General features: G+C 70.2%; 20 protein-coding genes. 7 read left to right on the top strand and 13 right to left on the bottom strand.

The features are described 5' to 3' along the window. Positions 1-12 precede the first annotated feature (12 nt). Complete coding sequence (locus CXQ92_RS01200) at positions 13-837, top strand: sigma-70 family RNA polymerase sigma factor (RefSeq protein ID WP_104164558.1); 825 nt, start codon at positions 13-15, stop codon at positions 835-837. A 131-nt stretch (positions 838-968) separates the two neighbouring features. Here CXQ92_RS01200 and pgsA read toward each other — a convergent pair whose 3' ends face one another. The 4 genes from pgsA to CXQ92_RS01180 form a co-directional block, all read right to left on the bottom strand. Then, a complete protein-coding gene (pgsA, locus tag CXQ92_RS01195) occupies positions 969-1589 on the bottom strand; it encodes a phosphatidylinositol phosphate synthase (RefSeq protein ID WP_104166592.1) in 621 nt (206 codons plus the stop codon). After that, positions 1589-2215, bottom strand: a complete 627-nt coding sequence (locus CXQ92_RS01190) for an HIT domain-containing protein (RefSeq protein ID WP_104164556.1) — start codon at positions 2213-2215, stop codon at positions 1589-1591. Before CXQ92_RS01190 ends, pgsA begins: the two co-directional genes overlap by 1 nt. After that, on the bottom strand, positions 2215-4227 hold the full coding sequence (thrS, locus tag CXQ92_RS01185; RefSeq protein WP_104164554.1) for a threonine--tRNA ligase: 2013 nt from the start codon (positions 4225-4227) through the stop codon (positions 2215-2217). The genes CXQ92_RS01190 and thrS overlap by 1 nt, the downstream gene beginning before the upstream one ends. Before the next feature lie 154 nt (positions 4228-4381). Continuing rightward, a complete protein-coding gene (locus tag CXQ92_RS01180) occupies positions 4382-4684 on the bottom strand; it encodes a chorismate mutase (protein ID WP_104164552.1) in 303 nt (100 codons plus the stop codon). A 176-nt stretch (positions 4685-4860) separates the two neighbouring features. Here CXQ92_RS01180 and CXQ92_RS01175 point away from each other — a divergent pair, with 176 nt between their 5' ends. The 3 genes from CXQ92_RS01175 (at position 4861) to CXQ92_RS01165 (ending at position 6928) form a co-directional block, all read left to right on the top strand. Continuing rightward, the gene (locus tag CXQ92_RS01175; protein ID WP_104164550.1) at positions 4861-5118 is read left to right on the top strand and encodes a mycoredoxin; all 258 of its coding nucleotides are present in this window, start codon (positions 4861-4863) and stop codon (positions 5116-5118) included. A 95-nt stretch (positions 5119-5213) separates the two neighbouring features. Then, positions 5214-6299: an S-(hydroxymethyl)mycothiol dehydrogenase gene (locus CXQ92_RS01170; RefSeq protein ID WP_104164548.1), complete on the top strand. Its 1086-nt coding sequence runs from the start codon at positions 5214-5216 to the stop codon at positions 6297-6299. Next, positions 6299-6928 carry an MBL fold metallo-hydrolase gene (locus CXQ92_RS01165; RefSeq protein WP_104164546.1) on the top strand — a complete coding sequence of 210 codons (630 nt, stop codon included), beginning with the start codon at positions 6299-6301 and terminating at the stop codon, positions 6926-6928. Before CXQ92_RS01170 ends, CXQ92_RS01165 begins: the two co-directional genes overlap by 1 nt. An 18-nt stretch (positions 6929-6946) precedes the next feature. Here the strand turns inward: CXQ92_RS01165 and CXQ92_RS01160 are convergent, their stop codons facing one another. The 3 genes from CXQ92_RS01160 to CXQ92_RS01150 form a co-directional block, all read right to left on the bottom strand. Beyond that, positions 6947-7702 (bottom strand): lipoate--protein ligase, encoded by a 756-nt coding sequence (locus CXQ92_RS01160; protein WP_104164544.1) that lies wholly within the window; start codon positions 7700-7702, stop codon positions 6947-6949. A 51-nt stretch (positions 7703-7753) separates the two neighbouring features. Further along, a complete protein-coding gene (locus CXQ92_RS01155) occupies positions 7754-8785 on the bottom strand; it encodes an aldo/keto reductase (protein WP_104164542.1) in 1032 nt (343 codons plus the stop codon). Positions 8786-8894: 109 nt separating this feature from the next. Then, positions 8895-9677, bottom strand: a complete 783-nt coding sequence (locus CXQ92_RS01150; RefSeq protein ID WP_104164540.1) for a thioesterase family protein — start codon at positions 9675-9677, stop codon at positions 8895-8897. Between the two features lie 103 nt (positions 9678-9780). Between CXQ92_RS01150 and CXQ92_RS01145 the strand changes: the two genes are divergently transcribed. The 3 genes from CXQ92_RS01145 to CXQ92_RS01135 all read left to right on the top strand — a co-directional run bounded on the left by CXQ92_RS01145 (position 9781) and on the right by CXQ92_RS01135 (position 13173). Then, positions 9781-11316, top strand: coding sequence for an MDR family MFS transporter (locus CXQ92_RS01145; protein ID WP_104164538.1), 1536 nt, complete (start codon positions 9781-9783; stop codon positions 11314-11316). Positions 11317-11427: 111 nt separating this feature from the next. Then, a complete protein-coding gene (locus CXQ92_RS01140) occupies positions 11428-12228 on the top strand; it encodes an SGNH/GDSL hydrolase family protein (RefSeq protein ID WP_104164536.1) in 801 nt (266 codons plus the stop codon). A 51-nt stretch (positions 12229-12279) separates the two neighbouring features. Next, entirely contained in the window at positions 12280-13173 is an 894-nt protein-coding gene (locus CXQ92_RS01135) for a glycosyltransferase family 2 protein (RefSeq protein ID WP_104164534.1), read from the top strand. Between the two features lie 12 nt (positions 13174-13185). On the opposite strand, the gene CXQ92_RS01130 is transcribed toward CXQ92_RS01135, so the two are convergent. The 6 genes from CXQ92_RS01130 to CXQ92_RS01105 form a co-directional block, all read right to left on the bottom strand. Further along, positions 13186-13806 (bottom strand): DNA alkylation repair protein, encoded by a 621-nt coding sequence (locus CXQ92_RS01130; RefSeq protein ID WP_104164532.1) that lies wholly within the window; start codon positions 13804-13806, stop codon positions 13186-13188. Further along, on the bottom strand, positions 13806-14546 hold the full coding sequence (locus CXQ92_RS01125) for a hypothetical protein (RefSeq protein ID WP_104164530.1): 741 nt from the start codon (positions 14544-14546) through the stop codon (positions 13806-13808). Before CXQ92_RS01125 ends, CXQ92_RS01130 begins: the two co-directional genes overlap by 1 nt. After that, complete coding sequence (locus CXQ92_RS01120; protein ID WP_104164528.1) at positions 14543-15463, bottom strand: ABC transporter ATP-binding protein; 921 nt, start codon at positions 15461-15463, stop codon at positions 14543-14545. Before CXQ92_RS01120 ends, CXQ92_RS01125 begins: the two co-directional genes overlap by 4 nt. Positions 15464-15486: 23 nt before the next feature. Continuing rightward, positions 15487-15855: a GntR family transcriptional regulator gene (locus CXQ92_RS01115; protein WP_104164526.1), complete on the bottom strand. Its 369-nt coding sequence runs from the start codon at positions 15853-15855 to the stop codon at positions 15487-15489. A 189-nt stretch (positions 15856-16044) separates the two neighbouring features. Next, positions 16045-17301: a formamidase gene (gene fmdA, locus CXQ92_RS01110; RefSeq protein WP_104164524.1), complete on the bottom strand. Its 1257-nt coding sequence runs from the start codon at positions 17299-17301 to the stop codon at positions 16045-16047. Positions 17302-17337: 36 nt separating this feature from the next. Next, positions 17338-17628 carry an FmdB family zinc ribbon protein gene (locus tag CXQ92_RS01105; RefSeq protein WP_104164522.1) on the bottom strand — a complete coding sequence of 97 codons (291 nt, stop codon included), beginning with the start codon at positions 17626-17628 and terminating at the stop codon, positions 17338-17340. Positions 17629-17667: the final 39 nt, after the last annotated feature.

The following is a 17667-nucleotide window of genomic DNA, read 5'->3' as shown; positions in this document are numbered from 1 at the left end:
GGGAGCTTGCTCATGCATTCACGGGACCGTGAAAAACTCATCGTCGACAACCTGCCTCTGGTCGGGTATCTCGTCTCTTCCTTGTGCGCCCGCGCCACGCATCTCTCGCGGGAGGACCTGGCGTCCGTCGGCGCGATCGCGCTCATCACCTCGGCGGACTCCTTCGATCCCACGCTCGGCGTGCCGTTCGGGGCCTACGCCCGGCGCCGCATCACCGGCGCCTTCGCGGACGAGATGCGGTCCAACGACTGGGCGCCACGGTCCGTCCGACGGCGGATCAGCGACACCCTGGGCGCGCAGGACGCCCTCGCGGCCTCCCTCGGGCGCAGGCCGACGACCGACGAGCTCGCCATGACGCTCGGCGTCAGCCGCCAGGAGGTCCTCTCGGCGCTCGACGACGCCGCCCGCTCCGTGCACGTGCTCGACGAGACGGTGCTCGACCTCGTCCCGTCGCTCGACCAGCTTCCCGAGGCCTCGCTCCTCGCCGACGAGCAGATCCGCCACCTGCGTGCCGCCGTGGTCCACCTTCCCGTGCGCATGCGGCACATCATCGAGCAGGTCTTCTTCGAGGGCCGTTCGGTGACCGACGTCGCAGCCGAACTCGGCACCACGCACTCGGCCGTGTCGCAGCAGAAGTCCGAGGCGCTCCGGCTGCTGCACGACGGGCTCGCGACGCACTACTCCGACACCCCGGGCGCGGCCCCCGTCCCGACCTCCAGGGTGGCCCCGAAGCGGCGCGCCGAATACCTCTCGGCCCTAGGCACGGCGTTGACGCCCCTGCGCGATCACGCGGTCGCGTTCACCGGGGCGCGGCCGGCCCTCGCCTCCGCGTCCTGAGGCGGGAGCGGCGCCGACCCGGCCCGCTCGGGTGGCCCGATGGTGCAGGCGTGGTGGGTCCTGGCGACCGGGACCCGCCGCACGTGGACGAAGGACGCCGCCGGACCCGCCTCACCGGGGAGCGACCACGCTCAGGAGGCCGGCCGGGCCTCGCGGGACTGCCGCCGGACGGTGCTGACCCGCTGGTAGATCGTGACGAGGCTCGCTGCGGCGAGGATCACGAGCACCGCGAGCAGGAAACCCTCGGGCAGTCCGAGCCCCGTGAGCCCGGTGACCACGAGGACGGAGACGAGGCGCTCGGCGCGCTCGGCCAGTCCGACGTTCGCGGTGAACCCGAGCGATTCCGCCTTGGCCCGCGCGTAGGAGACGATCATGCCGAGCACGAGGCAGGCGAGGGCCGCGGTCGCGATGGCCGTGTTCTGTCCGCCGGTGAAGAACCAGATGGCGACGCCGGCGAAGAGTGCGCCGTCGGCGATGCGGTCGAGGGTGGAGTCGAGGAAGTTGCCCCAGAGGCCGCCATGGCCCTTGATCCTGGCCATGATGCCGTCGATCACGTCGGAGAACACGAACAGCGTGATGAAGACCGTGCCCCAGAACAGCTGTCCGAGCGGGTAGAACACCAGCGCGCCGCCGGCCACGCCGATGGTCCCCGCGATGGTCACGGCGTCGGGCGTCACTCCCCACTTCAGGAGCAGCCGCGCCAGGGGCGTGAAGAGCCGGGTGAAGAACCCCCGCGCGTACTTGTTGAGCATCAGGAGGCCGATCCGGCGGGGTCGCCTGCGGCCCACGCCGCGGCGACCTGCTCGCGCACGTCGCCGAGCGTCTGCGTGATGGCCTTGGTCTGCGCGATGATCGGCAGGAAGTTGCCGTCCCCGCCCCAGCGCGGCACCACATGCTGGTGCAGGTGGGCGGCGATCCCGGCACCGCCCGTGACGCCCTGGTTCATGCCGAGGTTGAAGCCGGAGGGGTTGGAGACCCGGCGCAGCACGCGCATGGCCGTCTGGGTGAGGGCGGCGATCTCCGCGGTCTCGGCGTCGTCGATGTCCGTGTAGTCGGGCACGTGCCGGTACGGGCAGACCAGGAGGTGCCCGGCATTGTAGGGGAAGAGGTTGAGCAGCACGAAGGCGTGCGTGCCGCGATGGACGATCAGGGCCTCCTCGTCGCCCAGGTGCGGCGCACGGCAGAACGGACACGACTCCTCCGTCGTCACCTGCTCCTGCCCGCCCTTGATGTAGGCGAGGCGGTGCGGGGTCCACAGCCGCTGGAAGGCGTCGGGCACGCCGGCGAGTTCGAACCCGTCGGTGACCTTCCGGTCACCCGGGTAGCCAGCCGCCGGCTGTCCGAGGGAGGACGTGTCCGGACTGTCGGCGTCGGCCATCAGACCGTCGCCTCCCTGCTGCGAACCGCCTCCACGATCCGGCGGACGGCCTCGTCGACCGCCACCTGGTTGTCCTGGCTCCCGTCGCGGAAGCGGAAGGAGACCGCGTTCGCCTCCTGGTCCTCGCCTCCCGCGATGAGGACGAACGGCACCTTCTCCTTGCTCGCCGTCCGGATCTTCTTCGGGAAGCGGTCGGAGCCGGCGTCCACCTGCGCGCGGATCCCCTCGGCCCTGAGCTTGTCGACGACGTCGAACAGGTAGTCGTTGAACGCTTCCGCCACGGGGACGGCGAGCACCTGCACCGGTGCCAGCCAGGCGGGGAACGCTCCGGCGTAGTGCTCGGTGAGCACGCCCATGAAACGCTCGATCGAGCCGAACAGGGCCCGGTGGATCATTACGGGGCGCTGCCGGGAGCCGTCCGCCGCCTGGTACTCGAGCTCGAAGCGCTCGGGCAGGTTGAAGTCCAGCTGGATGGTGGACATCTGCCAGGTCCGGCCGATGGCGTCGCGCGCCTGGACAGAGATCTTCGGGCCGTAGAACGCCGCTCCCCCGGGATCGGGGACGAGCTCCAGGCCCGATGCCTCGGCGACCTCGGCGAGGGTGCGGGTGGCCTCGTCCCAGATCTCCTCCGAACCGACCGACTTCTCGGGGTTGCGCGTGGAGAGCTCCAGGTAGAAGTCGTCCAGGCCGTAGTCCTTGAGCAGGCCCAGCACGAAGTTCAGCGTCCCGGTGAGCTCGTCCTTCATCTGCTCGCGCGTGCAGTAGATGTGCGCGTCGTCCTGGGTCATGCCCCGCACGCGCGTCAGGCCGTGCACCACGCCGGACTTCTCGTAGCGGTACACCGAGCCGAATTCGAACAGCCGCAGCGGCAGTTCGCGGTAGGACCGCCCGCGGGACCGGAAGACCAGGTTGTGCATGGGGCAGTTCATCGGCTTGAGGTAGTAGTCCTGGCCGGGCTTGCGCACCGTGCCGTCCTCGTTCAGCTCCTCGTCGACGTGCATGGCCGGGAACATGCCGTCCCGGTACCAGTCGAGGTGCCCGGAGACCTCGTAGAGGTGGCCCTTCGTGATGTGGGGCGTGTAGACGAACTCGTATCCGGCGTCGGTGTGGCGCTGGCGGGAGTAGTCCTCCATCGCCTTGCGGATGATGCCGCCCTTGGGGTGGAACACGGGCAGGCCGGAGCCCAGCTCGTCCGGGAAGGAGAACAGGTCGAGCTCCGTGCCGAGACGCCGGTGGTCGCGCCGCTCGGCTTCGGCCAGCCGTTCCTGGTAGGCCTTGAGGGCGTCCTTGGTGGGCCACGCGGTGCCGTAGATCCGCTGCAGCTGCTTGTTCTTCTCGCTGCCGCGCCAGTAGGCGGCCGCCGACCGGGTGAGGGCGTAGGCGTTGGAGATGAGTTTCGTGTTGGGCAGGTGCGGACCCCGGCACAGGTCCTTCCACACCACGTCGCCGGACTTCCGGTCCACGTTGTCGTAGACGGTCAGCTCGCCGGCGCCGACCTCCACGGAGGCGCCGTCCTCGTCCGTGGCGCCGCCCTTCAGGCCGATCAGCTCGAGCTTGTACGGCTCGTCCTTCATCGCCTCACGGGCCTCGTCCTCGGACACGACCCGCCGGACGAAGCGCTGGTTGGCGTTGACGATCTTCAGCATCATCTTCTCGAGCTGCTTGAGCTCGTCGGGCGTGAACGGCTCCTCGACGTCGAAGTCGAAGTAGAAGCCGTCCGTGATGTACGGGCCGATGCCCAGTGTGGCCCCGGGGCGGAGCTGCTGCACCGCCTGCGCCATGACGTGCGCGGCGGAATGGCGGAGTACCTCGAGCCCCGCGGGGTCCTCGAGCGTCACGCCTTCCACGGCGGCGCCGTCGGGCAGTTCCTGGTCGAGGTCCATCAGGGCGCCGTCGACCCGCATGACGACGACGTCGCGCTGCTCGGAGAACAGCTCCGTGCCGGTGGTGCCCGTCGTCGCCTGCTTCTCTTCGCCGTCGACGACGAGTTTCATGGGCTGGGGCGCTGACACGGAGGGTCTCCTTGGTGCAGGGAACGGGGGCGCCCGACAGGGCGTGACGGCACCCGGTGAGCCCCGGGACCGCCGTGCTGATCGTATCGGGTGGGCGGAGGGCCGACCAACCAGCCCGCGCGGGACGACGGCGGGAGCGTCACCCGGACGTGCGCTACTGCTCCCGCCGCACCCGCAGCTCGTAGTCGATGAACGCCTCGATCATGGCGCGGTACGTCTGTTCGACGACCGCCGGGTCGACGCCCTGCTTCGACGCGTAGCCGCGCACGTTCGTGATGACCTGTTCCACCCGGGCCGGCGCGCGGACGGAGGCGTCGTCCCGCTTGAGGGCACCGGCCCGCCGGACGAGCCGCTCGCGGCGGGAGATGAGGGACACGATCTGCTCGTCCACCTCGTTGATGGCCACGCGGACGGCGGCCAGTTGTTTCACGCTCGGTTCTTCCTCTGTTTCAGCCATGCCGGAAGCCTACCCGTGCGGGCTCCGGCGGCAATGGGCCGGGAGCCCTGCCGGGAGGAACGAGCAGCAGGAATGGGCAGGCACGATCACGCGTTGACGACGGTGCGGGAGCAACCGGGCCCGCACCCACCCACCACCTGCGCGCGGGAGATCCGCTCGCACAGACGAGGAGCACCGTGGACTACACGCCCGAAGCAGGATCCATCACCATGTTCTCCACCACGTGGTGCGGGTACTGCCGTCGCCTGAAGTCGCAGCTCGCCGCGCAGGGTATCGGCTACACCGAGATCAACATCGAGGAGGTCGAGGGGACCGCCGACCTCGTGGCGTCCCTGAACGGCGGCAACCAGACCGTACCGACGGTGATCTTCCCCGACGGCAGCACCGCCACCAACCCCTCGGTCGCCGAGGTCAGGGCAAGGATCTCCGCCTAGGTCTGCGGCCCCCGCGCCCCCGCGCCGTCCGCCATATGCTGGGAGCGGCAGGTCGGTCACCCGGCCGCCGCCCACCAGCGGAAGGACAGCAACACATGGTGCACACAGTTCAGGGGGTCGTGGTGCGGGCGAAGGACGCCCCCGCCACCATCGAGACCATCCTCGTCCCCGATCCCGGTCCCGGCGAGGCCCTCGTCGACATCATCACCTGCGGCGTCTGCCACACGGACCTGCACTACAAGCAGGGTGCCATCAACGACGAGTTCCCGTTCCTCCTCGGACACGAGGCCACGGGTGTCGTGAGCGCGGTCGGCGACGACGTCACGACCGTCGCCCCGGGCGACCGCGTGATCCTGAACTGGCGTGCCGTCTGCGGCGAGTGCCGGGCGTGCCGCCGGGGTGAGCCGCAGTACTGCTTCGACACGCACAACGCGACCCAGAAGATGACCCTGGAGGACGGGACCGTGCTCTCCGCGGCCCTCGGCATCGGCGCGTTCGCCGAGAAGACCCTCGTCGCCGCCGGCCAGTGCACCAAGGTGGACCCGGACGCCGACGCCGCCGCCGTGGGCCTGCTGGGCTGCGGCGTCATGGCCGGGATCGGTGCGGCCATCAACACGGGCAGCGTCTCCCGCGGCGACTCCGTCGCCGTCATCGGCTGCGGCGGTGTGGGCATCGCCGCCGTCGCCGGAGCGAAGCTCGCCGGGGCCACCACGATCATCGCCGTCGACATCGACGATCGGAAGCTCGAGCTCGCGAAGGGCCTCGGCGCCACGCACGTCCTGAACTCGAAGGACGAGGACCCCGTGGAGGCCATCCGTGCTCTGACCGGCGGCAACGGCGCGGACGTCGTGATCGACGCCGTCGGACGCCCCGAGACGTACAAGCAGGCGTTCTACGCCCGCGACCTCGCCGGGACCGTGGTGCTCGTCGGGGTCCCCACCCCCGAGATGACCGTCGAACTGCCGCTCCTCGACGTCTTCGGCCGCGGCGGCGCCCTCAAGTCCTCCTGGTACGGGGACTGCCTGCCGAGCCGGGACTTCCCCATGCTCGTCAGCCACTACCTGCAGGGCAACCTCGACCTGGACGCCTTCGTCACGGAGCGCATCCGGCTCGACCAGGTGGAAGAGGCCTTCGACAAGATGCACGGTGGCACCGTGCTCCGCTCGGTGGTGGAGCTCTGATGGCCGCGCGGGTCGAACACCTCGTCACCTCGGGCACCTTCTCGCTCGACGGCGGCACCTGGGACGTCGACAACAACGTCTGGATCGTCGGGGACGACGACGAGTGCGTGGTCATCGACGCACCGCACGACGCCTCGGCGATCGTGGAGCAGATCAACGGCCGCACGGTCCGGGCCATCCTCCTCACCCACGCGCACGACGACCACATCCGCGCGGTCGGCGACCTGTTCGACGCCGTGCACGCGCCGATCCACCTGCACGACGGCGATCGCGTGCTGTGGGACATGGTGTTCCCCGAGCTCAGCCCCGACCAGTCGATCGGCGACGGCGACACGATCGAGGTGGCCGGGGTGACCCTGAGGGCGCTGCACACGCCGGGCCATTCCCCGGGCTCGGTGTGCTACTACCTGGAGGAGGCGGGCACCGTCTTCACCGGCGACACGCTGTTCCAGGGCGGGCCCGGCGCCACGGGCCGCTCCTACAGCGACTTCCCGACGATCATCGAGTCCATCCGGACGAAGCTGCTCACCCTGCCGCCGGAGACCATCGCCCGGACCGGGCACGGCGACAGCACCACGATCGGCGACGAGGCCCCGCACCTCGAGGAGTGGATCCGGCGCGGCTCCTGACGCCCGCCGCGTCCGGCCTCAGGACGGGCCGGACGCGGAGGGGGTATTGAGCGCGGGGGCGTCGAGGCTGACGACGCCGGCGTACGCGGCGAGCAGCGAACCCTCGACGGCGTCGACGGTCACCCCTGGGGCGAGGTCCTCGGCCGCGCCCGCGGTGGACGGCAGCCACGGGAGCCCCAGGGCGGCGTAGGCGTCGGTCAGGACCGCCCGCAGGGGTGCCGCATCCTGGACGACGATCACCGACGAGAAGAGCCAGGCTCCCGCGACCACCCGCTGGGCGGTCCCGACGAGCTTGATCGCCGGGACGCCGTCCCGCCGTCCGTGCACGCTGAACTCGCCCGGGCAGTACTCCCCCGGCACCTCGCCCACGCGCGCGTCGAGCCCGACGTCGGCGAGCACCTCCGCGAAGAAGTCGCCGAACGCGGCGAAACGCGCCCGGGTGCCGGCCACGGCGTCGGGCGCCGGTTCGAGGTGGTCGACCACGAGGCACCCCCGGTGGTAGGCGGCGGCGCGCCCGCCGGCACGCCGGACCAGCGGCGCGAAGCCCTGCCGGGCGACGGCGGTCGCGGCCTCCCCGAACCCCGGAAGCCGGGCGTCCCGCTGCCCGAAGGCGACGGTGGGGCTCGGACGGTAGAGGCGCAGGGTGGGCGGCCGGTCCCCGGCGGCGACCTCGCGGAGGAGGCCGATCCCCCGGTCGAGTTCGGCGGCGGCGTCGTCGGACACGGGATCGAGGACCAGTGCGAGCCCGGCTGCACCGTGCCACGGATTGCTCATCCGTCCATCGTAGGCAGTCGGCGCCCCGACCCGCGCCGTCGCCCGCCGGGTCTAGCGGCCGCCGCCGATCGCCCGGCTGCGCTGCTCGACGCCGGGTGTGCCGTACGGGTAGTCGGAGAAGGTGGGTGCGCTGACCTCGTCCAGGCGTCCGAGTTCCTCCGCCGTCAGGGCGAGGTCGGCGGAGGCGAGGTTGTCGGCCAGCTGCTCCTGTGTCCGGGCGCCGAGGATCACGGACGTCACGGCGGGCTTCGCGGCGACCCAGGCGAGCGCCACGTGCGAGGCGTTGACGCCGCGCTCGGTGGCGATGCCGGTCACGGTGTCGATGATCCGCCAGGTGCGCTCCTGGGCGTTGCGCTGCTCCCAGGCCTCCATGCCGCGCTGCGGGTTCTCGCCCAGCCGCGTGGCGCCCGTCGGCTCGGTGTCGCGCGTGTACTTGCCCGTCAGCCAGCCGCCGCCGAGCGGTGACCACGGCAGCATCCCCATGCCGGCGTCGAGCACGGCCGGCACGATCTCCGCTTCGATCTCACGCACGAGCAGCGAGTACTGGGGCTGCAGGGTGACGGGGAGGGAGTAGCCGCGCTGCCGGGCGATCATCACGGCCTTCGTCAGCTGCCACCCGGTGTAGTTGGAGAACCCGTAGTAGCCGATCCTGCCCTGGACCACGGCCTCGTCGAGGAAACCGAGGGTCTCCTCGAGCGGTGTCAGCGGATCCCACGAGTGGACCTGGTAGAGGTCGATGTGGTCGACGCCGAGGCGGGTCAGCGATGCGTCCAGGGCCTTGCGGAGGTGGCGCCGGGACAGGCCGAGGTCGTTGACGTCCTCACCCATCGGGAACCGTCCCTTGGACGCGAGGACCATGCGGTCCCGCTCCGCGGGGTTCGTCGCGAGCCACCGCCCGATGATCTCCTCCGACACCCCGGCGGTGTAGACGTCCGCGGTGTCGATGAGATTGCCGCCCGCGGCGGCGTAGTCCGACAGGATGGCGTGGGAGGTCGCCTCGTCCGCTTCCGCGCCGAAGGTCATCGTGCCGAGGGCGAGGTGCGACACCGAGGTGCCGCTGTTGCCGAGTGTCCGATACTGCATGGGTGCTCCTTCGTCAGGGCGCCGGTCGGCGCCGTCGTCGGGGGGGGGTACTCGCGGATGGTCTCCGCAGCTCCGGGCCGGGGCGTCCCGGCGGGCCGGATCCGGCGCGTCAGAGCCGGCGCACCGTGAGGATCTGCTCGAGGCGGCCGAAGGGTCCCTCGAGGTCGTGCACCACGCTGGAGGTCAGGCCCACGCCGTGCCCGCCGAAGGTCACGCGCGTGTCCAGTCCCAGCCACTCGCCCCGCGGCATGCGGTGGAGGTGGATCTGCAGATCGACATTGGGGAAGATCCAGCTGTCCCCTCCCGGCGCCACGCGGGAGGCGATCCCGTTCGCGGCGTCCATCATCCCGACGAGCCGGACGACGTCGGAGCTCTGGCGGCCCTCCACCATGGCGTGGGGATTGCGCATCCAGACCTGTCCCCTCCCGGGCCGGTGCCCGGGGACCACGCGGACCTCGAGCGACCTGATGAAGCCGCCCGGCCACGCGGTCATGCCCTCGTGGGGTCCGGCGTCGTCGGGGCCGGGTATCCGGGGGTCCTCCGTGCCCGCGACGTCGGCCGTGTCCTGGGTGCCGAGCCGCCAGGCCCGGGCGACGATCGCCGTCCGGCCCGCCGCCTCCATGCGGGCCTCGACCAGTTCGATGGTCCGCCCGGGACGGACGACGGCGGTGGTCACGTAGAACTCGCCGCCCGGGATCATCCCGAGGATGTCGAAGCTCACCCGGCTGAGCTGCATCCCCTCGCGCGGTTCGCACTCGAGCAGGCACTGCGTGAGCAGGCCCGAGATCGGAGCCATGTGCTGCTCCTGCGGGTTCCAGGCGCCCTGGGCGTGGACGGTCGACTCGAATTTTCCGCTGCCGAGATCGCGGTAGAAAGCATTCACCCGCTCCATGCTAGGCGACGACGGGTCCGCTCCCCCGAGCGGGCACACGCCGGAATAGAGTCCGATCGGTCGTGGTTCAGATGATTGACCGGATCAACCATCAAGGATTTCCATGCCCCAGAGCCCCCCGTCCCGCGTCACCGACGCCGATCCCGGCCAGGACGCATCGCGCACCGATGCCGTCAGTCCGACCTCCCGACCGGACGGACCGGCGGTCGTCGCAGGCACCCTCCCCGCCCGCGACAAGCTGGTCATCACGCTCCTGCTCATCTCGGCGTTCGTGGTGATCCTCAACGAGACGATCATGGGCGTCGCGATCCCCCGCCTCGTCACCGACCTCGGCATCACGGTGGGTGCGGGCCAGTGGCTGACCACGGCGTTCATGCTCACCATGGCCGTGGTCATCCCGATCACCGGCTTCCTCCTGCAGCGCTTCAACACCCGACCCGTCTTCATGGCGGCGATGAGCCTGTTCAGCCTCGGCACGTTCATCGCGGCCATGGCCCCGGGCTTCGAGATCCTCGTGGTGGGACGGGTGGTGCAGGCCAGCGGCACCGCGATCATGATGCCGCTGCTCATGACCACGGTCATGACGCTCGTCCCGCCGGCCTCCCGGGGCAAGGTGATGGGCAACATCTCGATCGTCATCTCCGTCGCGCCCGCGCTCGGCCCCACCATCTCCGGCGCCATCCTCAGCGCGCTCGAGTGGCGCTGGCTGTTCTGGCTGGTCCTGCCGATCTCGCTCGCGGCACTGGCCGTCGGCTCGGCCAAGATGCAGAACGTGACCACGCCCCGGCGGTCCTCCATCGACGTCCCCTCGGTCGTCCTCTCCGCCGTCGCCTTCGGCGGCATCATCTACGGGCTGAGCCAGCTCGGTGAGGCGTCCACGGGCAGCGCGATCCCCGCCTGGGTCCCCCTCGTCGTCGGTTTGGCCGGCCTCGCGGTGTTCGTCACCCGCCAGCTCGTCCTGCAACGGCGTGAGTCCGCCCTGCTGGACCTGCGGGTGTTCACCTCGAAGAACTTCTCCATCTCCATCGTCGCCATCGCGGTCAGCATGATGGCCCTGTTCGGCACCATCATCCTGATCCCCATCTACGCGCAGTCCGTCCTCGGCCTGACCCCCTTCCAGTCCGGGCTGCTCCTGCTCCCGGGCGGGCTGGCCATGGGGCTGCTCGGACCGGTCGTCGGGCGCGTCTACGACCGCCGCGGACCCCGTATCCTCCTGGTCCCGGGTGCGTTCCTGGTGAGCGCCGTCTTCTGGGCCATGACCCAGGTGACGGAGACGACGCCCGTGCCCCTCGTCCTCGTCGCGCACGTCCTGCTCAGCATCGGCCTGGCGCTGATGTTCACGCCGCTCCTGACCTCGGCCCTCGGCTCGGTGCGGCCACGGCTCTACTCCCACGGCAGCGCGGTCTTCGGCACGGTCCAGCAACTGGCGGGTGCCGCCGGCACCGCCCTGTTCATCTCGGTCATGACGCTCCGGAGCACGTCGCTGGCGGAGAGCGGTGCCGCCACCGACGTCGCTCTCGCCGGGGGGATCCGGGCGGCCTTCCTGTACGGTGCGGCCATCTTCCTGCTCGCCGTCGTCGCCTCGTTCTTCGTCCGCAAGCCCGAGACCGCCGACGACGCCCCGGCTCCGCTGCACTAGATGGCGGCATCGCCCACGGTTCGCCGGGGACCGTGTACCACGACGGTCCCCGGCGATAGGCTGGGGCCGCGGACGCCGCAGGTGCGGTGAGGACGAGGATCGGGGGGCTCGATGGGCGGAACCATCTTTCCTTCCCGCGCGGCCGTCGTGTCGCTCGTCGTGGCACTCGGGTTCCTCCTCGGACCGGTTCCTCCGGCCGTCATGAGCACGACCGACACACCGTCCGCGGTCGGCAGCATCGTGAAGAATCCCTTCACCGGTCGGCGCGAGATCGTTGTACCGGATATCGGGCGCACCGCCGTCCTCATCGGAGATTCCCAGTCCTCAGGGCGCGGGAGCTGGCCGCAGGTCGCCCTGCGCAGCCTCGGCTACTCGGTGAGGTTCGCCGGGGCGAACGGCACGGGCTTCGTCGCCTCGACCCGGTACACCCGCGTCCCCAACTACCACGACTCCCTCACGAGCAACCGGTGGGTGCTGCCGCACGGTGATCCCGCGCTCGTCGTCGTCGGCGGTGGCGGCAACGATGCCACGCAGGGGGTGTCCGACGGCGACATCCTCCGAAGCGCGAACGCCCTGGTCCTCGATCTCCAGCGCACGTATCCGTCGTCGCGGCTGGTCATGGTGGGCACCCTCAGCCGCAGCGCCGAGGACGGCGGCGGGAGGCGCACCGAGGTCGACGCCCTTCTGGGTGACGTCGCGAGGACGCGCGGCGTCCCGTTCGTCTCGGCGGGCGACTGGCTGACGACCCACGGTCTCGAGGCCTACCTCGCCGACGAGGTGCATCTGGCCGCTGACGGCCATCGGCGCGCCGCGGTGATCCTCGAGGATGAGCTTCGAGCCCTCCGGTTGGGTGCCGCGGACGTACTCGGCGCACGGACGCCGCCGCCCGGGGTGTCCGCGCCGGCCGGCTAGGACCCGGCGGGCCGCGACCCGGCCAACGCTAAGTCGGCTTATGGTTGGACCATGAGCTTCAACGACGACGTCCGACTCGACCCCTCGCGTGTCAGCGACCGGCGGGGACGAGGGCGCGGTGCGGCCGTGGCCAGCGGCGATGGACTCATCCTCGACACCCCTGCTTCCCCGAAGGACCCATTCGTGACCGACCGCCTCGCCGTCGTCGTCCCCGTGTTCAACGAACCCGGCATCGCCCGCACGCTCGACGCCCTCCGCGCGCAGCGCGACGCCGCGGACCTGCGGGTCTACGTCGTGGACAACGGCTCCACCGACGACACCGTGCAGCGCGTCGAACGCTTCGCGGCCGCCGAACCCGGCCTCGACGTCCGGATCCTGGTGGAGCGCCAGAAGGGCACGGGCGCCGCGTGCGACACCGGGTTCCGTGCCGCGATCGCGGACGGATTCACGCTCGTGGCCCGCACGGACGGCGACAGCGAGCCCGAGGCGGACTGGACGAGCCACATCCGCGCCCTGTTCGCGCACCACCCGGAGGTGCAGCTGGTCGGCGGCACGAGCGTCCCGCTGCGGGACGGGCACTTCCGGTGGGGCGACGACCTCCTCATGCCGGGTGCGCTGGCGACGCTGCGGGTCATGATGGCCGTGCAGCACCTGGACCCCGCCTACCTGCGCTTCGTCGCCGGCCACAACATGGCGGTGCGTTCCTCGGCCTATCTGGCGACCGGCGGGATCGGGCGGACCTCCATCGACGAACGCGATGAGGACATCGACTTCTCCGTCAAGATCTCGCGCCGGCTCGGCCTCGGCGCGGTGCGGATCGACCCGCGGCTGCGGGTGGCGACGTCGATGCGACGCGTCCGCCGGTACGGTCTCGGCCTGATGGGCCTCCATCACCTCCTGCCGGCGCTCCGCGGCAAGATCGTCCGGACCATCGACATCCGCTGACGCCCGCAGCCCTCAGACCGCGCCGCTGCCCCGCACCAGATCGATGGCGTCCTCGACTGCGGGCACGCGGCCCTGCCCGGCGCCGGAGACGAGGCGGACCGTCCGGCGGAACGAGGCGTCGTCGCCCTGGCCCGCCCGGAACGCCGGCAGATGGGCGAGGACCGCGGCCCGGCGCAGGGCGGCATCCTGCCCGGCCGCCCACCGGTCCAGGACGGACGCGGCCCGGACGGCGTCCGGTCCGCTCAGCCGCACGAGCATCGGTCCGACGACGTCCACCGCGAGCGGATCCGCGAGATCGGGCAGCGACGCCGAGCGGAGGAAGCCCTCGATCCGCGTGAGGTCGGAGTGGCGCAGCAGCCGGACCGCCGATTGCAGCAGGACCACGGCTGCCAGGCGGCGCTCGAACACGGGGCGGGACCAGAGGTCGGAGGCGAGGGCGGTGAGGCCGTCGTGCCCGAGATCCGGATACCGGCGTTCCGCGCTGCGGACGGTACCGCGGACTGCGCCGATGGAGGCCCCGTAGTACTCCAGGCCCGCCCCGAAGCGCCGCTCGTAGTCCTCGGCGCGCTCCCATGCACTCTCGTACTGGAGGGCGTCGTCGATGAAGGCGGCGGCGTCGGAGGGCGTACTCATCAGGCGGGCATCCTGCGCAGCGTGAGGTAGGACCCGGCGGCGAGCAGCACGCACACGGCGATAGCCCACAGGGTCAGTCCGAGCGATCCGGTGTCGAGGACCCACTGCCCCACCGCCGGCCAGGCCTGCTGCCACGTCACGAGGGCCACCACACCCACGAGCGCGAGGCCGATACCGATCAGGACGGTCGTGAGCACTGCTGTGCCGTACCGCTTGTAGATGGTGGCGGACCAGAAGCCGACGATGAAGAACAGCATGGTCAGCACGAAGTACGTCAGGCCCGCCGCGAGCGGTCCCCCCTCCCACAGCCAGTCCAGGTAGGCGAAGTAGCCGTTCATGCCGTAGCCCTCCGTGGCCCGTTCGACCAGGCCGAGCAGCACGAACACCAGCGACATCCCCAGTCCGCTGACCGCAGCCGCCGCGAGGGAGCCGACGTAGAACTCCCGGCGCGTCAGGCTCATCGCCTGCGAGAAGGGGAAGGTCATGGTCATGGCCTGGATGCCGACCACGAGGAAATACCACAGCGGGGCCTGAGAACCCCCGCCGGTCTTGACCCCGGTGACCCCCGCGTTCTGGAGGATCCAGTAGATGAGCATCGTCAGGACCCAGGCACCGCCCAGGACGAGGGCCGGCACCCAGAGGAACGTCTGCGTGTTGACGAACTGCAGGCGCACCACGTTGCGCGTGCGGTTGCGCAGGACGGCAGGGCGGGTCGCGCTGCCGGACTCGAGGGTGGTCATCGGAGGCTTCCTTCCTGCGCAGCCGCGGCGAACGCGTCGCGGCCAGGGGTTCTCTGCTGGGTGAGGCGGACGATGAGCTGCTGGAGGGAGACCGGCGCGAGGTCGATGCCCGCGGAGGCGAGCGCGTCGCGCTCGGCGGCGTCGAGCCGTCCGAGGAACGTCACGGAGGCCACGCGGCCGAGGCTCTCGCGGTGGATGACCTCGCGGCCGTGGAGAGCCCTCTCGACGGTCGCGGCATCGCCGACGACGTTCGTGGCCAGCGCGCGGGCATCTTCCGTGGACTCGTCCATGATGATGCGCCCGCCATCGATCACGAGCACGCGCTCGATGAGGTTCGAGACCTCGTCGATGAGGTGGCTGGACAGGACCACGGTCCGCGGATGCTCGGCGTAGTCCGTGAGCAGGCGGTCGTAGAAGATCTGGCGGGCGACGGCGTCGAGACCGAGGTACGGCTCGTCGAAGAAGGTGATCTCCGCGCGGGACGCCAGGCCGATGATGACGCCGACGGCCGAGAGCTGCCCGCGCGAGAGCTTCTTGATGGTGCGCTTGAGCGGCAGCTGGAACTCCTCCACCAGGTCGTCGGCGAGCTCCTGGTCCCACCGCGGGAAGAACAGGCGGGCGGAGGCGAGGGCGTGCCGGGATGTGGCGTCGTCCGGGTACTTCTGGCTCTCACGCACGAAGCACATGCGGCTGAGCACCCGTGCGTTCTCGTAGGGATCCTCACCGAAGACGCGGACCTGTCCGCTCGACGGGAGGTTCTGCGCCGTCAGGATCGACATCGCGGTGGTCTTGCCGGCGCCGTTGCGGCCCAGGAAGCCGTAGATGGTGTCCTTCCGGATGTCGAAGCCGACGTCGTCGAGGGCGAGGACGTCCTTGTAGCGTTTCGTGAGGTTCCGGACCTCGATAACAGAGTCCATGATGTCCTTCGATTCGATTGCCCTTACGGGGTCGCCGGCTCTGCGCCGGCTCGGATGAGGCTCACGACGTCGTCGGGTTCGAGCCCGATCCTGCGCGCCTCGGCAAGGAGGGGTTGGACGTACCGCAGGGCGAAGTCGTTGCGGCGCTCCCTGAGCAGCAGGTCGCGGGCACCGGCGGCGACGAACATGCCGATCCCCCGGCGCTTGTAGAGCACTCCCTTGTCCACTAGCATGTTCACCCCCTTCGCCGCGGTCGCCGGATTGATGCGGTAGAAGGCGGCGAGCTCGTTCGTCGACGGAGCCTGCGCCTCCTCGGCGATGCTCCCGTCCACGATCGAATCCCCGACCTGCTCGGCGATCTGCACGAACAGCGGTTTGCCTTCCTCGATCACCGCGGCCTCCGGGTCAGCTGGTTAGTTACTCAACTAGTTAACCGTAACGGTCGGCCGACGTCAAGGGTCGATGGTGCTGGATCCCTGCGCAGCAGGCCGGATCGATGCAGGGAAGGATGCGAGGGCGCGCACCTGCACCGGTGAGGCCGACCAGGACGGCCCCACCGGCGCAGGCGGGAGATGACAGGGTTAGGTGTTGGTCGATCTCGGCGCGCCCATACCGGCGTCGATCCTGTACGGGCCGGCGGCGGAGGGTCGGACGTCGAAGTCGAAGATCGCCGTCGGGATGTAGACGGTGGAGCAGGAGTTGGGAATGTCGACCACGCCCGAGAGCCTGCCTTCGATCGGCGCCGATCCCAGCAGCAGGTAGGCCTGCTCGGGGCTGTAGCCGAACTTCGTCAGGTAGTCGATCGCGTGCAGGCAGGCCCGCTGGTAGGACAGGTGCGAATCGAGGTAGTGCTGCCTGCCGTCGAGGGTCACGGACGTGCCCGAGAAGGCGATCCATTCGCTGTACCGGGGGTCGACGATGCCGGGCATGAAGATGGCGTTCTCGCTCACGCCGTAGATGTCCATGCCGCCCCTGATGATGTCGACCCGGAGGTCGATGAAGCCGCCCATCTCGATCGCACCGCAGAAGGTGATCTCACCATCGCCCTGCGAGAAGTGGAGATCACCCAGGGACAGGTTCGCGCCGTCCACGAACACGGGGTAGAAGATCCGGGAGCCCTTCGACAGGTTCTTGATGTCCTGGTTGCCGCCGTTCTCCCGGGGCGGTGCCGTGCGGGCCGCCTCCCCGGCGACCCGGTCGAAGTCCGACGCCGGCAGGCTCCCGAGCAGGGCCTCCCGTGGCTCAGGTGGCAATGCCAGCGGGGGAACCCGAGTGGGGTCCGTGGCGATCAGGTCCCCTTCGCGCTTGTTCCATTTGGCCAGCAGCTCGGCGGAGGGCGCGGTTCCCATCAGGCCCGGGTGGATGAGCCCGACGTAGGACACCTCCGGCACATGGCGCGAGATCGCCACCTGCCCGCTGAAGTCCCAGATGGCCTTGTAGGCGTCCGGGAACTGCTCGGTCAGGAACCCGCCGCCGTTGTTCCGCGAGAAGATGCCGGTATACCCCCACCCCTGCCCTGCCAGTGGCCCCGAATCCTCCTGCGGGATCGGCCCGACATCCAGGATGTCGACGACGAGGAGGTCCCCGGGCTTCGCCCCTTCCACGGCGAAGGGGCCGCTGAGTTTGTGGACGGTGAGCAGCGGCGCGTTCAGGATGTCATCGGCGGAATCGTCGTTGACGATGGCGCCGTCGAACCATTCCCGGCAATGAACCCTGAAGGAGTCTCCCGGCTTCACCGTGGCCACCGGGGGAATCTCGGGGTGCCACCGGTTGTGTCCGATCTTCTCCTGGTCCTCGAACTTCCTGCTCGAATCGAGGGGGAATATCACGTCAGGCATTTCATCTCCTTTGATGAGTCGCGCCGCGCTCCATGACTAGGGGCGCGGCAATTTCTGGTGCAGCGGATTCGACGAGTAGGGGGGGCCGGCGTTCGTGCCCGTGGACGGGAGCGCCCCGGAGACCACCCGGGGATCCGACGCACTGCGCATGGTCGAGTCGATCAGCTGGAAGGCCGGAGTTCCCGTTCTGGAGACATGGGGTGCACTGATCTTCCGCCGGGCCGGCTGCCCGCAGGTCGGGCAGGCATCCTCCGCAGGAGCCTCCCCCATGCCGCGGATGACCTCGTACACCTCACATCGAGGGCAGCGGTACTCGTAGATCGGCATTCAGTGCACCTTCCCGGGTCCGCAGGACGTGCTCTCGCC

It is taken from the genome of Arthrobacter sp. SX1312 (assembly GCF_002929295.1).
Taxonomy (GTDB): domain Bacteria; phylum Actinomycetota; class Actinomycetes; order Actinomycetales; family Micrococcaceae; genus Arthrobacter_D.
Note: the sequence above shows the minus strand (reverse complement) of the source record. Positions and strands in the feature narration are given on the sequence as shown.